This window comes from Sphingomonas radicis, from assembly GCF_051400635.1.
Lineage (GTDB): Bacteria > Pseudomonadota > Alphaproteobacteria > Sphingomonadales > Sphingomonadaceae > Sphingomonas.
Genome location: NZ_JBLFFG010000001.1, coordinates 1,262,290 through 1,277,632, shown reverse-complemented (window position 1 = coordinate 1,277,632; position 15,343 = coordinate 1,262,290). Strand labels below are relative to the sequence as shown.

The following is a 15,343-nucleotide window of genomic DNA, read 5'->3' as shown; positions in this document are numbered from 1 at the left end:
CCCAAGCACGCACGTCGCGGGGGCACGGCTGGGGGGCACTGAAACAGCAAGTGGGGGCATCCAGTGCCACTGACCGATACGCAGTGCAAAAAGGCTCTTCCGGGCGAGAAGGATTACAAGCTGTCCGACGCGGGCGGGCTCTACCTCTTCGTCACCTCCAAGGGCGCGAAGTCCTGGCGCCTCAAGTACCGCTTCGCCGGGAAGGAGAAGCGGCTGGTGTTCGGCCCCTACCCCGACGTGTCGCTACGCGAGGCGCGCGATCGGCGCGACGAGGCCAAGCGGTTGCTGCGCGAGCATCGGGACCCGGTGACCGAGGAACGTAAGCGCAAGGCGACAGCCCACGCGGCGGCCGGTGCCACCTTCAAGATCGTGGCGCAGCGATGGTACGCGGCGCAACTCGGGCGCTGGTCCAAGGTCAACGCGACCAAGATCCAACAGGCGCTGAATCGCGACGTCTACCCCGCGATCGGCGCGCTGCCGCTGGGCGACATCGATGGGCCCGCCGTCCTCGCGCTGTTGCGTAAGGTCGAGAAGCGCGGCGCGATCGACACCGCCAAGCGCATTCGCCAGCACATCTCGGCGGTGTTCGGATACGGCATGGCGGAAGGGCTTTGCCTCGCCGATCCAGCCGGCAAGCATCTGGTCAAGGCAATGCTACCCACCCCCGTCGGCGGCAACCAGCCGGGCCTGAGTAGCGTGGCGGAGATTCGCGAGCTGCACGCGACGATCGATGCCTCGACCGGCGGCCCGCTGACCAAGCTGGCGTCGCGGCTGCTGGGGCTGACCTTCGTTCGTCCGGGTCTGATCCCGACCGCGCGCTGGGAGGAGTTCGAGGGCATCGCTTGGGACGATCCCACGGGCGCCAGCGATGCGGAGGAGCCGATATGGCGCATCCGCGCCGAGCGGATGAAGCTGGAGCTGGAAAACAAGGGCGACGAGGCCTTCGAGCATGTCGTGCCACTGGTGCCGCAGGCCGTGGACGTGCTGCGCGCCGTCTATCGCCTATCCGGGCGCTTCCCCTATCTCTTCCATAGTGTCCGTTCGACGCACCAGCCGATGAGCCCCAACACGATCGGCTACCGCTACAACCAGTGCGGCTACCGCGATCGGCACGTGCCCCACGGCTGGCGCACGGCATTCTCCACGATCATGAACGAGCGCGCGACGAAGCTGGGGCTTGAGGGTGACAGGCCGATCATTGACGCGATGCTGTCGCACAAGCCGAAGGGCGTGTCGGCGGCCGAAATGGCCTATAACCGCGCGAAGCACATGCCGCGCCGTTGGGAACTGGCGCGCTGGTGGGCAGACGAGACGATGAAGGGGCTTCCACCGGCCGGGACGCTGCTCGCGGGATACGCGCGAGCGGGTTAGCAGTGCAGTCGAGGCCGCACTGATCTCTGAACATCGCACGCCCGCAGCTCTCCGGCTACGGCGTGTTTTGACATTCGCGGTCTGTTCGGACGTTGAATGTGAGCGAGTTTATATCGCCTCATTTAAATTGGCGTTTGCGTCTCACGCGAAAATAGAGCATTTCAGCGGGGCTCGGCGGCCTCTCTGGAGCGATTCAACGATCTGCGAGTTTCGCAATCGCATTAACGCTCGGTAAACCGACGAGCAGGTAGTCGCATGGCTAGGTCATGCGCCGAATGGAGGATGAGTTTATGGACCAGGGGATTGGCAAGGCCGAGTGCCCATTCTCGGCCCACGGCGAAGAGCTGCTGAACGTAAAGTTTTTTCGCGGTCGTCGTGATGACGTGATCACCGCAGGCGAGATCATCGGTGAGGCCCGCTCCGCGCGCCTTCAGCATCGCAGCAAGGCAGCGCTGATTTCGCGCGCGGCCCCGGCGAGCGAGCACCCAATGGTTAACGTGCGGGAATTTGTCGAAGCCTTGTAAGTGGCGACAAAACCACACTAGAACGAAAAGCCCGGGTAGCACCGGGCTTTTTTGTTTTGAGGGGCTGATGGAGCTATTCGACCTAATCCGGAAGTTTTCGGAGCGCGACACTCTACCAATCGACGTCAACGACATTCTGGCCTGCCTGAGGGAGCATGGCCATGATGATGACATCGAATTTGTGGGTGTCGAGTTCGACACGGACATCCTTCAGGGGATGATAAAAGTCTTCCACGTTCGCGACGGACTATACTCCGAGCCCCGGCGATTTGCGAACATCTACTATCATCGCGATCATAGCCGCGACTGGCAACGAATGGTCTGTTGTAAGGAGCTGGTGCACCTCTTGGACCCCTCGGGCGCTTACACGACTGACTCACAGGCCATCGAGGATCTAGCGGAAAAGATCGGCCTTCCTCCCGAAATGCAGGACCCAATGGCCGATGGGTTTGAAACCAACGTTGACCGGATTGCTGAATATCGCGCGACGGCTCTACTTTTCCCGATGACCGTCCGGAATTTGCTGATCGAGCCTTATCGCAACGATCAAATCTCGCTCTCGGATATCGCGCGCCTCGCTGATGTTCCCTCGCGCTACGTGGCTCTAGCGATGAGGGACGTGTGGGTGGACATGCACGCCATTATGACTCGCTCCTGATCAGGGGTTCGCTCCAGCGGTGATCAGCGCGACGTGCCTTCGCCTGGGTGGCCTTGTTGTAGATGGCTGCCGTCGGTAGCTGGAACCGGAGCTAGGCCGCCTCTTCCCAGCACATTGGCGACCGCAGCCAGCGCTGTAAGTCGCTCTCATACCAAGCTACCACGTTGGCGCTGATCCGCTGCCTGCGAGGAAATTCGCCACGCATTTCCTTGCGCCGGATTGTCTCCCGGGAGAGGCCGGTGCGTCGGATCACCTCGGGGAGTCGCACGAAAGCCTCGTTGTTCTGACTAATCACGGCGCCTCTCATCACCGCAGAAACCGCAGCGACCGTCGACCAGCCGCAGCATGTCCTCGCCGCACTCTTCGCACTCGCCCGGCACCCCGGGCGGGATCGCGGCGCGCGCGGCGCGTAGGCTGCGCGCGAGGTGCTCCTCTGCGGACTTGTTCGCCCCGTCGATCAGGTCAGCCATCGGCGCGCGCTTCCGCACGGGCGGCAACTACGCCGACCACCTTCAACACCATGAAGGCAGGACTTTCCGGCATCTGCTCGGTAAGTCGCACGGCCTCAGCGCCGGCGCTTTCGAACGTCGCATGCACGCGACCAGGCGTGGAGTCGTTCGACTCCTCGCGGTCAAGTAGGGTTCCGTGACGGACACCCTTTCCGGCATCCACGGATATCTGCAATTCTCCACAGGTTGCTCACCGAAATCGTTACGGGGGTGAGCGCCTCATCGCGGGCCCGTTTAGAATTGAAACGCCAGCTTTCTGTCTGCGGCGATGACCGCAGAACAGGAGACTCCAATCGTGATCATTCAGAAAATCGAGAAGCCGGCGATCCCTGAGGGAGTGAGGACATGGAGGAACGACGGTGACGTGCCAAGCTGGCTCGCACCACGGCTGTCCGGACCGGTCGCGGCGAACGGAACGTTCATGATCGAAACGCCTCTCGGGCGGCAGCGAGTGCACCGCGGACACGTGGTAATCGAACATGACGGACTACTATACGCGTGCCCAGCCAGCGAGGCCGGCGAACACCTCCGAGAAGTAACGGTCAGGCGCGCCGTCGCCGGCGCACCAACCGCCATTGTGGGCCCCGGCAAATCGCTAAAGTCGGCCCGGAGCCGCGGCAGCAAACCGAAGTCGGGGGCCCGGTCTCGAGTTTATGCTCCACCACGCGGAACGAGACCGAGCATCGAAAACGTGTTCGTGGAGGAATTGCATATTGATCCGGACTATCAGCGCTCGATCGACACAGAGCCTTCACGGCGCCTGATCGCATCTATCGCCGCGCGATGGGATTGGCGCCTATGCATGGCGCTCTCGGTGTCGCGCCGCGACGACGGAAACTATGTGATCGACGGGCAACACAGGTTGGCCGCAGCAAAACTGCGCGGCGACATCGACCAGCTGCCTTGCTGCCTCGTCCGATATTCGGGGCCGGCTGAGGAGGCCGCCATGTTCGTCGCGGCGAACCGCGCGCGGCGCGCTATCAACCGCCTTGATGATTTCCACGCGGCGATAGTGGCCGGCGACGAAGACGCGCTTGAGGTGCGCGACGTGATTGAGCGCGCCGGCCTGAAGGTGTCGCGCCAGACCGGCTCGCAGTCGTGGTTGCCGGGGGAGGTGGCATTTACAAGCAGCGTGCAGTCCGTGCTCGGAAAGCACGGAGAAGATATCGTGGTGGAGAGTTTAGGTGCAATCGCCAGAGCATTCACTGGCGAGGTCCTGTCGAACGGAGCTTCGGTTTTCCTTGGGCTCACGCGCATACTCGCGCTGCCGCCTGAGGATTTGGACCGCGACCGTCTGTTCAGGGCACTCAACAAACGTTCGATGAAAGAGTGGGGCGCCTTCGTTCAGGGCGTGAAGGGCGGAGATTTACGAGCCCAGGTGATGCGCCAGGCGCTGCTGGAGGCCTACTCAGAATGACTGTGTGCCGGCCCGAGGCTGGGCCGGCACACTATTTAGCCGGCCCACACCGGATAGTGAGGGGTTACCCCTGCCCTGTCCGGTTGCTCCGGCATTAGATCGGACAGGCGCTAGTGAGCAAGTCCGCGACCTTGTTCATAGGTAACGGTGAGTTGAGGTAAGCCGAATCGGTCATATAAACTCGACTGCCGTCACCATCCGGATTGGCTACGATCCGTGACACCGCTGCGGGATTGATGAATGCGTGACCGTGGGGTCGGACGGGTATGCTGACGAGTATGAGGCTCATTAGGCAGAGATAGAGACATCCCCGCGGTATCGGCAAGCTCGCGATATAATGCCTCACGATCTCATCGAAGTATGTTTCTCATAGGCACAGCCAATCCGTCTCGGCGTCGTCCACGCGCTCGAACATGTCGCCGTCGGCCCCCTGTTGAGTGAGCCGCTTCCGCACGGCCTCCGGATCGCCGTCCTTTGGAAACGCAGGATCTGCACGGACGGCGTTCGCCAGCTCGTCGATCCAGTCGCCTCGGTCGCGCTGCGCGATCAACCAGCGCCCGAAGGGCTCGCGCCTGGCTGCGCACCTTTCCTGATCACCGTTCACCACGAATCTCCTTGTCGACTCGAAGGCGTCGCAAATACACGATGTTCTCATCTTGTTCTACTGGGTCGAGTCGCGTGGGTTGGAACGACTTTAGCTTGCCGGCGTGCGGAGAGTGGTACGTCAACGAGGATGGCACCAGCCGCCAAGCTGAGCTGGCGCTGTGTGAGCCGGGCGACTGGCTTCAACTGGTCCGCGAACCTGAGAATCCACATGATCCCATGGCCGTGGCGATCGTTACGACGCGCGGCGTGTGCATCGGCTATCTGCGCCGCGACCGCGCGGTTTGGATCGGAAGCAAGATCGATCGAGGGTATGATGTTAGAGCGATCGTCGAGCGCGTGAAGGCACTGATGTTCAAGCCGAAGCGACGAAGTTGCCCGAAAATCGCAGCGATATTGACTTGGACAAAATCAAACTGACGGTGGCTACCGCGTCCCCGGCCGCCCGAGGTCGGCACGAGCAAGCCTTGCTTAAGCCAGTAGGCGAGCATGTCGTCCGAAATACCGGCGAGCGTCGCCATCTGCTGTCGGGTGAATCTCTGTTCGGTGAGGTCCATGCCCCTTCATAGGTGCGTTGCACCTATGATATCAGCGTCAAACTTTTATCTGGGGGCATAGGCGGGGGCATTCCGCCACCCGACCACACAGCAAACGGCGCAAATCAGCCATTTCCTACGGTGTTCGTGGTAGGCGGCGGACCACCACCTCCGCCGATGCCGCTGCTGCCGCGCCACGAACAGCTATTACTGGATCAACGTCTTCGCCAACGCCAACGCCGTGTCGCGCTTCGTGGAGCCTGCGACGTACGGCATAACGCTGTCGATGCGCTTTTTGAAGCCCCGGCTTAGCGCCCGTCAACGGCGACCGGCTTCAACGAGCGAGCCGGCGCATCGCCAGCTCGCTGCCGAAAGGTCAGGTTTCGATGCCCCGAGCGGCCATCGTCGCCTTCGCCCACCACACGAGCTCGTCGAGCGCAGTCTGCGCCGCAGGCAGCAGGTTCGCCTCGATGGCCTCGATCGGCTGGTTGCCGAACGCCGGATGCACGGCCATGAAGTCGCCCCCGCCGATGTGCACAGCTGCGTGGGTCGACACCATTTGCAGCTCAACGCCGATCAGCCGCAGATGCTCGACAGCACGCACCGCGCCGGTGCCGCCATAGCCGATCGCGGTGAACGGCTTGCGATTCCATTCCTTATAGGCCTGATCGAGCGCGTTCTTCAGCACGCCCGTGACCGAATGGTTATATTCCGCGACAACGAAGATGTAGCCATCATAGCGCCCGACAACTTCCTGCCAGCGGACGGCCTCGGGATTCTGGCTCGGCACCCACAGATTCGATGCGATCTCGTCGAAGAACGGCAGCGGATGATCGCGCAAATCCACGAGGTCCACGTCCATGTCGCCGCGCGCCTGCGCCTGCTTCAATATCCATTGCGCCGGCCCGTCGGCGAACCTGGACGGACGAGTCGAACCGATGACGACGGCGATACGCGGCCTGGTGTGCATAGTAACCTCATGTGTGCTAGTTTACCAAGGTAACCTGATTAAAGAAGGCAACCATGAACGAACAAGGAGGCACCTGCGCGATACCAAGTGACCATCACGATACCGCCGCCTGCGAGCATATCAGCCGCATGCTCGCGCGGATCAGCGACAAATGGACACTGCTGGTGGTGCGCACGCTTGGGAACGGACCACTTCGCTTTAATGCGTTGCGCCGCGAAGTCGGCGAGATCAGCCAGAAGATGCTGGCATCGACCTTGCGCGACCTTGAGGAGAACGGCTTCGTCTCGCGGACGGTGACGCCGGTCACCCCACCGCAGGTCGAATATGCCCTGACCGACCTCGGTTGCGACTTTCTCTGCCCGGTTCGGGGCCTCGCGGAATGGGTGGTCGCCAACGCATCGCGCATCGATGCCGCGAGGTCCGTCTATGCGGAGCGCCGGGCTCACAAATAAACGGTTCCTGTACGAGTTGTCCCGACGAGCGGGCTCTGGCCCCGCTCACTTGAGACGCACCTTCGCAGTCCTCCCTTTACCCAGCCGTCGCGGGAGGCAAAAACATTCAAGCCTTCTACAAACGTCATGCTGCGTCGATCGCTCTCAGCAGAATGGGCGGCTTATCCTCTTGGATATTTTGCCGGAACAAGGAGCTCTCGCCTGTGGGAAGGCACAGCTTCCGACCGCTTTTGCCGTGCGATAGAGGCGTCCCAGAGCCGGCGCCGGCTTTTTGAAGGGTTCGCCTCCATGCCTAATCCCATTGGCTATCCAAGTCTCGCCTATAGCGATGCATCCGATCCGATCGTATCGATGGGTCGGGCGGTGATTGCGGCGGAAGCCGAAGCGCTCTGGATTCTTGGCAAGGAGCTCGGCGAGCCGTTCAACTCGGCGCTCGGCGTGTTCCAGAGGACGCGCGGGCGCATCTGCGTGTGCGGACTTGGCAAGTCCGGGCACATCGCGCGCAAGATCGCCTCGACCCTAGCCGCGACCGGCACGCCCGCGCTGTTCCTGCACGCCGCCGAGGCCGTGCACGGCGATCTTGGGATGCTGCGCGACAATGATGCGCTTCTGGTTCTCTCGAACTCCGGTGACACGCGCGAGCTCGGTTCCCTTGCACGCTATGCCGACCTGCTCGACATTCCAATCGTCGCGGTAACCTCGTCACTCGCCTCGCGCCTGGCTTCGGCTGCCAGCGTCTGCATTCTGCTTCCCGAGCGCCCCGAGGCCTGCCCGCATGGGAGTTCGCCGACCACCTCCACCACGATGATGCTGGCTCTGGGCGATGCCATCGCCATCACGCTGATGAAGCTGCGGGGTACGAGCGCTGAAGAGCTGCGGTGTCTGCACCCTGGCGGCCGGCTCGGGCTCGATCTCGTGGCCATCGGCAGCTTCATGCACCGCAGCGACGAGCTACCGCTCGTCTCTATGCTGGATCCGATGCCCTCGGTGATCGACATGATCAGCCGGAAGGGGTTCGGCATCGCTGCGGTCATCGACACGAACGGCAATCTTGCCGGGATCATCACAGATGGAGACATTCGACGACATGCGAGTCGGCTCGACCAAACCGTCGCCGCTGAGGTGATGACGGTCGATCCCCACGTGCTTGTCGAGGACATGCTCGCGCGCGATGCGCTGGAGAGTCTCTCGAAGGCGCGGATCACTTCATTGCTGGTGGTTGATGCAGAGACCGAGCGTCGCGTCGTGGGCCTCGTCCACGTTCACGACCTTCTCAGGCTCGACATCGGCTAGGATGCGCGCGGCCATCATCATTCCCGCTCGCTATGGCTCCTCGCGCTTTCCGGGAAAACCACTGGCGCCGATCGCGGGCGCATCGGGCATAGCCAGGCCGCTCATCGCCCGAACGATCGAGGCCGCACAATGCATCGGCATCACATGCGACATCCGCGTCGCAACCGACGATCCAAGAATCGCAGCGGCAGCGCAGGAGGCAGGCGCCGATGCAGTCATGACGCCGGCAACTTGCCGCAACGGCACCGAGCGATGCCAGGCCGCTATCGAGGCGGCCGGGATCGATGCGGATATCGTTGTCAACCTCCAGGGAGACGCGCCGCTTACCCCGGCCGGAGCTATCGAGGCGCTGATTGCCGCCGTTGCCGGCGATGCAGCGGTCATGGTCGCAACACCCATGATCCGCAGCAGCAGCGCCACGCTTGAGCGTCTGCGAAATGATGAGGCCAGCGGGCGGGTCGGCGGCACGACCGTCGTTACCGATGGCATGGGGGACGCGCTCTACTTTTCGAAACGGATTCTTCCCTGTGGCGGAGGAACCGTCGAAACGCCCGTCCACCTCCATATTGGGCTCTACGCGTTCCGCAAGCTGGCGCTTGCGCACTACGCCCAGCAGCTCCCCTCCGCCCTCGAACGCGCCGAGGGATTGGAGCAATTGCGCTTCCTTGATGCGCGTATCCCTATCCGCATGGTCGAAGTCGAGGAGCCTGAGGGCGGGCTCTGGGAAGTCAACAATCCCGGCGACATAGCGATCGTCGAACGCGCCCTCGCCCTGCGGGGGATCGAATGATCGGACCGGAAAGCACATGAGCATGAGATTCCGCGAGCGACGCATCGGTCAGGACCAGCCGCTGTTCCTGATCGCGGGCCCATGCGTGCTGGAATCGCGCGAACTCGCGCTCCGTGTTGGCGAGCGACTTGCCCAGATAGCCGAGCGGCACGGGTTGCTCGTCATCTTCAAGGGCTCGTTCGACAAGGCGAACCGTACCTCCGGCACCTCCTATCGCGGGCCCGGTATGGAGGAAGGTCTTGAAATTCTCGCCCATGTGGCGCGCGAGACTGGTTTGCCCGTGCTCACCGATGTCCATGAACCCGGTCAGGTTGCGGCCGTCGCCGAGGTGGTCGACGTCCTGCAGACGCCGGCGCTGCTGGCGCGCCAGAGCGACTTGATCGCCGCTGCCGCCCGATCGCGCCGGCTCGTCAATATCAAGAAGGGCCAGTTCATGGCCCCCTGGGACATGGCGCACGTCCTTGAGAAAGCGAGAAGCGCGGCGGCTGAGGCCGGCCAAAGTCCTGATCGATTTCTGCTTTGCGAGCGCGGCGTGAGCTTCGGCTACAACACGCTGGTAACGGACCTCAGAAGCCTCGGCGTGATGGCGGAGACGGGGGCACCTCTAGTGTTCGACGCGACACACAGCGTGCAATCGCCCGGTGGGCTCGGCGCGCGTTCGGGCGGCGACCGGCGACATATCCCGCTGCTGTGCCGAGGAGCCGTGGCGGCGGGTATCGCAGGGCTGTTCCTGGAGACCCATCCTGACCCCGACCGGGCGTTATCGGATGGTCCGAACTCATGGCCGCTCGACCTGCTTGAACCGCTCATCGCGCAGCTTGTCGCCCTCGACCGGACCATCAAGGACAGCCTGCCCAGCTATCCAGCGGCGTGACCGCGCCTTATCGGCTCTGGCGGAGCCGATGGCAAATATGGCCTGCCAATCTATCGGTTGGCGGGCGTGCTCACCGGCTGTTGAGGCAGGCGTTCGCGCTCGAAGCTGATCGTCTGGATCTTGGTGTCGAGCGCGCGCACCACCTCGGCAGTGAGATCGTTCGCGAAATTGCCGCCAAGCGCCGAATTGCGGTCGAACAAAAGGCCGCATTTCTTCGCCTGGTAAGCCTGGGCAATGACGGGCTGCGCTTCGGCCGAGATCCGCTCCAAGGCCTTGCCACGAGTGGCCTCGATCTCGCGGCTGTTGTGCGCCGCCTGACGCTGAAGCGCCTGCCAGCGGGCCGCGACCTGCTCCCGGCGCTGGCGGATCTGCGCATTGTCGGGTTGGCCTTCGAGCGCCTTGACCTCCGTTTCGAGCGGGCCGCGTTGCTGGTCGATTTCGGCCTGCGCGGCGCGCGCGAGTTCCTGGAGTCTTGCCGTGGCTGCCTTGCCGACAGCGGCATTGGCAAAAATGGCCTCGCGGGAAAGGAGGCAAACGCCAGGCACCACCGGGCCGCCAAGCCCCTGCGAGCTTGGCGCCGATTGCGCCTGCACTTGCGCCGGGACGATCGCAGCGGAGATCGCCATCACAGGCAGGAATGGATTTCGCGACATCATGCTTTCTCCTTGGTAGCGTGGGGCAGAGCCGGCTCGTCGCCTATGGCGTCGGCGGCCGGCGCTTCCGGGCGGGTCGAGCGGCGGGACAGAAGATCACGGAACCTGTCCAGCGAAGACAGGTGCAGGGTGACCAGAGCGAGCCAGCCCCGGGCATGCCATTCGACGAGCGTGGCGCCGTCCAGCGCGGCATATCGCTCCGCATCGACGACCTTGAATCCGTCGACGGAAAAACTGCGCCCATCGGGAAGGACGGCATCCGCATGCCGATCGACGAGCAGGCCGCGGCCCTCGAGCGCTCGCACGAAAGCCAGGGTCGACTCCGCTTCACCGCGGAAGGCCTCGCAGAAACCGAGCGCGCGCTGGGTGATCGCCGCCGGGCGACCATTCTCGAAGAGCGGTTCGCCTCCGGACTCGGTCAACCCCTCGCATTCGACATCGATTCCGAGGATGAAGCGCGCGCTGTCGCCGAGCCGCAGGTAACCAAAGGGATAGCGACGCGCGAAGGCAGGAACGTAAGCGCCCCGCGACCAGGCCCCATTCTCGAGGAACAGGTTACGGCGATCGCGCCCGAGCACGACGAGCGGCGTCGCATCGCTCGCCGCAAACACGATCGGATAGTGGCGCGAGGCTTCCGCAAACTCGCTGATGACGATCGGAATGGAGGGCGATTCCTCGGCGAACGCAAAATCGACTCCCTTGAACCGCAGCGTCGCGTGGCTCGCCGAGTCGAGCGGACGCAGCGACTTGTAGAACAGCGGCTGGGTCGGCGGCGGGGCCGTCTCGGTCTCGGGCATGATTGATCTTTCGCTTCGCTCGACAGGAGACGGCACCGTTCGCCCTGTCTTCGCTGAGGGTTTTTAGGCGCTCGGCAAACCTCGACGCCTGTGGCTTTCCGCAGGCACATTCGCCGCGTCGATTCGCGATAGTCCACCCGTCCCGCTGCGGGGCGCGAAGGGTGGGCAGGACAATTCTGGACTTCAGGACCATCGCAACGTTTCGCGGACGGCACGGACGGCGAATTGCGCCGTCGGGTCGACCGCTGCTGCGTATGCCGCCGTTTCCCGGCGCCCAGCCTGCAGCACACCCTGGCGCGCGCGACGCAGACAGCTGCGCGCCAATGCCTCGATGGGAGGAAATCGACACGATCGCGTCGCAGATCACGCGCGCGCGCGTCGGCGGGGACTTCTGGGCCGTCCCTTCCAGCTCTGACCGATCAAGAGAGCGGGAAGATCCCTGGGCCCGCATCGAGGCCGACGAAGCGATCGTCGCCGGCGACGACGAAGAAATTGCAGTGCTCGCTGCTGCCGCCAACCGCCCGGTGATCGACCCGCGCACCCGCCGCCTGCATGCGCGCGAGGATCTTCTGGTCGCGCTCCATCGCCACCTCTCCGCCTTCGACTATCACGATCCGTGGACGCGGCGGCCCATTTCCGTTTCGCGCTGGATCGAGATACTGGGCGAGTGGCGAGCGCTCATCGACCGGAATCGCGAGATCGCCGCCGTCTGCGGGATCGCCGCCTGGAAGCAGCGCGCGGTCGGCCAGCTCCTCTGGGCCGAGAGCAGACCGAGGTTCGTGCGGAGCCCGCAGCTCAGCCGCCTTCCGTCCGAAAAGGCGGTCGCTGTCTGGCCGTCACGCGTAACAGGCACCTTTCCCGAGGAGGCCCGCGCAGCCGGGCGGCGGCTTATTCAGATCGAGGACGGTTTCGTTCGTTCGTCGGGCCTCGGCTCCCACCTCGCCCCGCCCCTTTCCATCGTCGTCGATCGCCGCGGTGTCTATTACGACCCGCATACGGAGAGCGATCTGGAGCATCTCCTCGCGCACGCGGATCTCGGTCCGGAGCTCTGCGCACGCGCCGCCAGCCTCATCCGTTTCATCACCGAGCATGGCATCACCAAATATGCCGTTGGCGCGCGGGGCGTGCTCCGCTTGCCCGTTGGCCGCCGCAAGGTGCTCGTGCCCGGCCAGGTCGCGGACGACCGAAGCGTCGAACTGGGCCGCGCCGACGTAGCCGGCACGCTCGACCTGCTGCGGCGCGTGCGCGAGGCGGAGCCGCAGGCGTTCATCGTCTTCAAGCCGCATCCGGACGTCATCGCGGGGTTGCGCGCCGGCCATGTCCCGGCTTCCGAGGCCGCGCGCTATGCCGACGTGATCGTCCATCACGCATCGATCGACGCGTTGCTGTCACAGATCGACGCGGTCCATGTGCTGACGTCGCTGACCGGCTTCGAGGCGCTGCTGCGCGGATGCGAGGTGTTCACCCATGGCCAGCCCTTCTATGCCGGCTGGGGGCTCACGCGCGACCTTGCGCCTCCGATTGAGAGACGCGGCCGCCGGCTCACGCTCGAGCAGCTCGCCGCCGCAACGCTGATCCTCTATCCGCGCTATCTCGACCCAGTAACACGGCTTCCGTGCCCGCCAGAGATCCTCGCGCAGCGCCTCGCCCGCGGCGAGGCGCCCAAGGCCGGCCTTCTCCAGTACCTGCGCAAGCTCCAAGGTGCAGTCCGCATCGCGCCGCGGACTCTGGCGGAGAGCATGCGGTGACCGCGCGCTCCTTCCTGTTCCTCCAGGGACCGCCGGGCCCGTTCTTCGTGGAGCTGGCACGCGCCCTGCGGGCGGCGGGCCATCGCTGCGCACGGGTCAACCTGTGCGGTGGCGACTGGATCGACTGGCGCGGCGCGGCGACCGATTTCACCGGCACGGCAGACGAATGGCCGGAGGCGCTCAACGCGGTAATCGCGCGCGAGACAGTCACCGATATCCTGTTGTTCGGCGATTGCAGGCCGCTTCATCGCGCCGCGATCCGGCATGCCGTGACTGCTGATATCGCCGTCCATGTTTTCGAGGAAGGCTATCTCCGGCCCGACTGGGTGACGCTCGAGCGTGGGGGCGTCAACGGCCATTCCAACCTGCCCAGGAGCCCGGAGGCCTATCTCGCGCAGGCTTCAGACTTGCCGCCAGTGCCGTCCTATCCGCCTGTGCCTTCGCGCTTCGGCCTGCGCGCGCGCGAGGCAACGGCCTATTTTCTCACGACCTGGGCAATGACTCCCATCTTCCGGGGTTATCGCTCGCACCGCCCCTATGCGGCGGCTGCGGAGCTTGGCGGCTGGCTTCGACGCATGGCGTGGCGCCCGATCGCCCGGCTGCGCTCGTCGCTGGCGTTGCGCAGGCTCGCCAGTCGGGCCTTCTTCCTGCTGCCGCTCCAGCTCGACTCCGATCATCAGATCCGCACGCATTCACCCTTCGCGGGCATGCGGGAGGCGATCGAGGCCATCCTGTCCTCCTTTGCCGCGCATGCGCCCGCGGACCGGTTGCTCCTGGTCAAGGAGCATCCGCTCGACAACGGCCTCCATGACTGGCGGCGCACGGTCGCGCGGGCGGCGCGAAGCGTCGGCCTCGCCGAGCGCGTCCTCTTCATCGAGCATGGCGACTTATATTCATTGATCGAAGCGGCATCGGGAGTGGTGACGGTTAACAGCACGACGGGAACGCTGGCGCTTTCGTCGCGTGTTCCGGTGATCGTGCTCGGTCAGGCCGTCTATGATCTGCCCGGCGTCACGCATCAGGACGGGCTCGACACCTTCTGGACCACGCCAACGCCGCCGCAGCTCGAGATCTACGAGCTCCGGACCTATCACTTGGTTCACGGCCCGATGAAGGAGCGCCTGGACGCTTACCTTCGAGATGCCTTCATCCCGGCCGCGCGCCGTGCAGGTTGCGGACCTGTTGGGGCATTCACGATAATCATTGGTCCTGGCAGCCCGAGCGTCCATGTTCTTGTCTCCCATCCTTCGATCGCGGACTTCGTCGCCCTGCCTGGCAGGCTGGCTGCTGACCAGAGCTACGCGAAGGCCGCCGAGCCGTTTTCCAACGCCACGCCGGAAGGTCCGCCGTACGCCTCACTCGAAGTGAAGCTGATGCAGGCGTTCCCTCACTTTCCTCGCGTCGAGGTTCCGGAGGCCACACGCAGCGACAAAACCCGCATATTCGAGCTGAGGACATATTTCAGCCATAGCGACAAGGCGGGCGCGACGAAGATTGGAATGTTCGACACCGGAGGGGAGATCGAGATATTTCGTCGGACCGGCCTGACGCCGGTGTTCTTCGCTCAAGACCTCACGGGGTCTCGCCTGCCAAGCCTGACATACCTTCTGACCTTTCCAGATCTTGCGACCCGTGACCGAAGCTGGAGCACCTTTGGCGCAGATCCCGCCTGGCGGCAGCTGATTGCGACACCGGGACTTACCGATCCTGAAATCACCACAGGAATAGATAATCAGATCCTGAGGCCAACGCCCTACTCGCAGATCTGAACAATCCAAGAGGCTGTCTTCGATGAAGACGTGACCGCGTGAGCTTCAGGACGACAAGCCTACCTTGTTGATTGAAGTTCCCGATGGAACGTCCTTGCGTTTCTCGTGGAGCCGGCCTGCGAGGTCGAGCTTCACGGAAAAGGGAATTTAGTCAGCACGTCAGCGCTCATCTGCTTGGGCTATCAGTGCGACGCGAAACTTGAAAGCACGAGTCCCGTGAACCTGAATGGATGACGGCTTCTGGGGAGTGGTCGAGCTGCCCTGAAGGGCAAACTTTTAGGGCGGTGCGCTTCGGAATGAGCGTTTTGGCGCGGCAGTTTCTAGTTCTCCGTTCGAGCGAACTCCCGAAACAGCACCCATAGCGTTCGAATGCCGCGTT

17 protein-coding genes and 1 pseudogene are annotated in these 15,343 nt (G+C 63.7%); 11 read left to right on the top strand and 7 right to left on the bottom strand.

All coding sequences use genetic code 11. From position 1 onward, the window contains the following. The first annotated feature begins 63 nt into the window (after window positions 1-63). The 3 genes from ACMGDH_RS05750 (at window position 64) to ACMGDH_RS05740 (ending at window position 2,553) form a co-directional block, all read left to right on the top strand. Window positions 64-1,371: a tyrosine-type recombinase/integrase gene (locus tag ACMGDH_RS05750; RefSeq protein ID WP_436826941.1), complete on the top strand. Its 1,308-nt coding sequence runs from the start codon at window positions 64-66 to the stop codon at window positions 1,369-1,371. Between the two features lie 290 nt (window positions 1,372-1,661). Continuing rightward, entirely contained in the window at window positions 1,662-1,895 is a 234-nt protein-coding gene (locus ACMGDH_RS05745) for a hypothetical protein (protein WP_436826940.1), read from the top strand. A 67-nt stretch (window positions 1,896-1,962) separates the two neighbouring features. Then, a complete protein-coding gene (locus ACMGDH_RS05740; RefSeq protein ID WP_436826939.1) occupies window positions 1,963-2,553 on the top strand; it encodes a hypothetical protein in 591 nt (196 codons plus the stop codon). Between the two features lie 91 nt (window positions 2,554-2,644). Here ACMGDH_RS05740 and ACMGDH_RS05735 read toward each other — a convergent pair whose 3' ends face one another. Together ACMGDH_RS05735 and ACMGDH_RS05730 are read right to left on the bottom strand one after the other, a co-directional pair. After that, complete coding sequence (locus ACMGDH_RS05735) at window positions 2,645-2,860, bottom strand: helix-turn-helix transcriptional regulator (RefSeq protein ID WP_436826938.1); 216 nt, start codon at window positions 2,858-2,860, stop codon at window positions 2,645-2,647. Continuing rightward, window positions 2,841-3,023: a conjugal transfer protein TraR gene (locus ACMGDH_RS05730; protein WP_436826937.1), complete on the bottom strand. Its 183-nt coding sequence runs from the start codon at window positions 3,021-3,023 to the stop codon at window positions 2,841-2,843. The genes ACMGDH_RS05735 and ACMGDH_RS05730 overlap by 20 nt, the downstream gene beginning before the upstream one ends. A 730-nt stretch (window positions 3,024-3,753) precedes the next feature. Here ACMGDH_RS05730 and ACMGDH_RS05725 point away from each other — a divergent pair. Next, window positions 3,754-4,479 (top strand): DUF6551 family protein, encoded by a 726-nt coding sequence (locus ACMGDH_RS05725; protein WP_436826936.1) that lies wholly within the window; start codon window positions 3,754-3,756, stop codon window positions 4,477-4,479. A 367-nt stretch (window positions 4,480-4,846) separates the two neighbouring features. Here the strand turns inward: ACMGDH_RS05725 and ACMGDH_RS05720 are convergent, their stop codons facing one another. Then, the gene (locus ACMGDH_RS05720; RefSeq protein ID WP_436826935.1) at window positions 4,847-5,083 is read right to left on the bottom strand and encodes a hypothetical protein; all 237 of its coding nucleotides are present in this window, start codon (window positions 5,081-5,083) and stop codon (window positions 4,847-4,849) included. A 74-nt stretch (window positions 5,084-5,157) separates the two neighbouring features. On the opposite strand from ACMGDH_RS05720, the gene ACMGDH_RS05715 reads away from it, so the two are divergent. Beyond that, window positions 5,158-5,502, top strand: coding sequence for an HIRAN domain-containing protein (locus ACMGDH_RS05715; RefSeq protein ID WP_436826934.1), 345 nt, complete (start codon window positions 5,158-5,160; stop codon window positions 5,500-5,502). Here ACMGDH_RS05715 and ACMGDH_RS05710 read toward each other — a convergent pair. Further along, window positions 5,487-5,573, bottom strand: a pseudogene (locus tag ACMGDH_RS05710) (hypothetical protein); the annotation flags it as partial. The gene ACMGDH_RS05715 and the pseudogene ACMGDH_RS05710 overlap by 16 nt on opposite strands. Window positions 5,574-5,994: 421 nt before the next feature. Beyond that, window positions 5,995-6,588, bottom strand: a complete 594-nt coding sequence (locus ACMGDH_RS05705) for an NADPH-dependent FMN reductase (RefSeq protein ID WP_436826933.1) — start codon at window positions 6,586-6,588, stop codon at window positions 5,995-5,997. 53 nt (window positions 6,589-6,641) lie between these two features. On the opposite strand from ACMGDH_RS05705, the gene ACMGDH_RS05700 reads away from it, so the two are divergent. The 4 genes from ACMGDH_RS05700 (at window position 6,642) to kdsA (ending at window position 9,997) form a co-directional block, all read left to right on the top strand. Then, entirely contained in the window at window positions 6,642-7,040 is a 399-nt protein-coding gene (locus tag ACMGDH_RS05700; RefSeq protein WP_436826932.1) for a winged helix-turn-helix transcriptional regulator, read from the top strand. A gap of 351 nt (window positions 7,041-7,391) precedes the next feature. Further along, window positions 7,392-8,333 carry a KpsF/GutQ family sugar-phosphate isomerase gene (locus ACMGDH_RS05695; protein WP_436826931.1) on the top strand — a complete coding sequence of 314 codons (942 nt, stop codon included), beginning with the start codon at window positions 7,392-7,394 and terminating at the stop codon, window positions 8,331-8,333. A gap of 1 nt (window position 8,334) precedes the next feature. Beyond that, window positions 8,335-9,123: a 3-deoxy-manno-octulosonate cytidylyltransferase gene (locus ACMGDH_RS05690; RefSeq protein WP_436826930.1), complete on the top strand. Its 789-nt coding sequence runs from the start codon at window positions 8,335-8,337 to the stop codon at window positions 9,121-9,123. A 22-nt stretch (window positions 9,124-9,145) separates the two neighbouring features. After that, entirely contained in the window at window positions 9,146-9,997 is an 852-nt protein-coding gene (gene kdsA, locus ACMGDH_RS05685) for a 3-deoxy-8-phosphooctulonate synthase (RefSeq protein WP_436827235.1), read from the top strand. Window positions 9,998-10,047: 50 nt separating this feature from the next. On the opposite strand, the gene ACMGDH_RS05680 is transcribed toward kdsA, so the two are convergent. Both ACMGDH_RS05680 and ACMGDH_RS05675 read right to left on the bottom strand, forming a co-directional pair. Continuing rightward, window positions 10,048-10,623, bottom strand: coding sequence for an OmpH/Skp family outer membrane protein (locus ACMGDH_RS05680; RefSeq protein ID WP_436827234.1), 576 nt, complete (start codon window positions 10,621-10,623; stop codon window positions 10,048-10,050). Between the two features lie 26 nt (window positions 10,624-10,649). Then, a complete protein-coding gene (locus ACMGDH_RS05675) occupies window positions 10,650-11,447 on the bottom strand; it encodes a SapC family protein (RefSeq protein ID WP_436826929.1) in 798 nt (265 codons plus the stop codon). 2 nt (window positions 11,448-11,449) lie between these two features. Here ACMGDH_RS05675 and ACMGDH_RS05670 point away from each other — a divergent pair, with 2 nt between their 5' ends. Further along, the gene (locus ACMGDH_RS05670) at window positions 11,450-13,195 is read left to right on the top strand and encodes a capsular polysaccharide export protein, LipB/KpsS family (RefSeq protein ID WP_436826928.1); all 1,746 of its coding nucleotides are present in this window, start codon (window positions 11,450-11,452) and stop codon (window positions 13,193-13,195) included. Further along, window positions 13,192-14,964 (top strand): capsular polysaccharide export protein, LipB/KpsS family, encoded by a 1,773-nt coding sequence (locus tag ACMGDH_RS05665; RefSeq protein WP_436826927.1) that lies wholly within the window; start codon window positions 13,192-13,194, stop codon window positions 14,962-14,964. Before ACMGDH_RS05670 ends, ACMGDH_RS05665 begins: the two co-directional genes overlap by 4 nt. The last annotated feature ends 379 nt before the right edge of the window (window positions 14,965-15,343 follow it).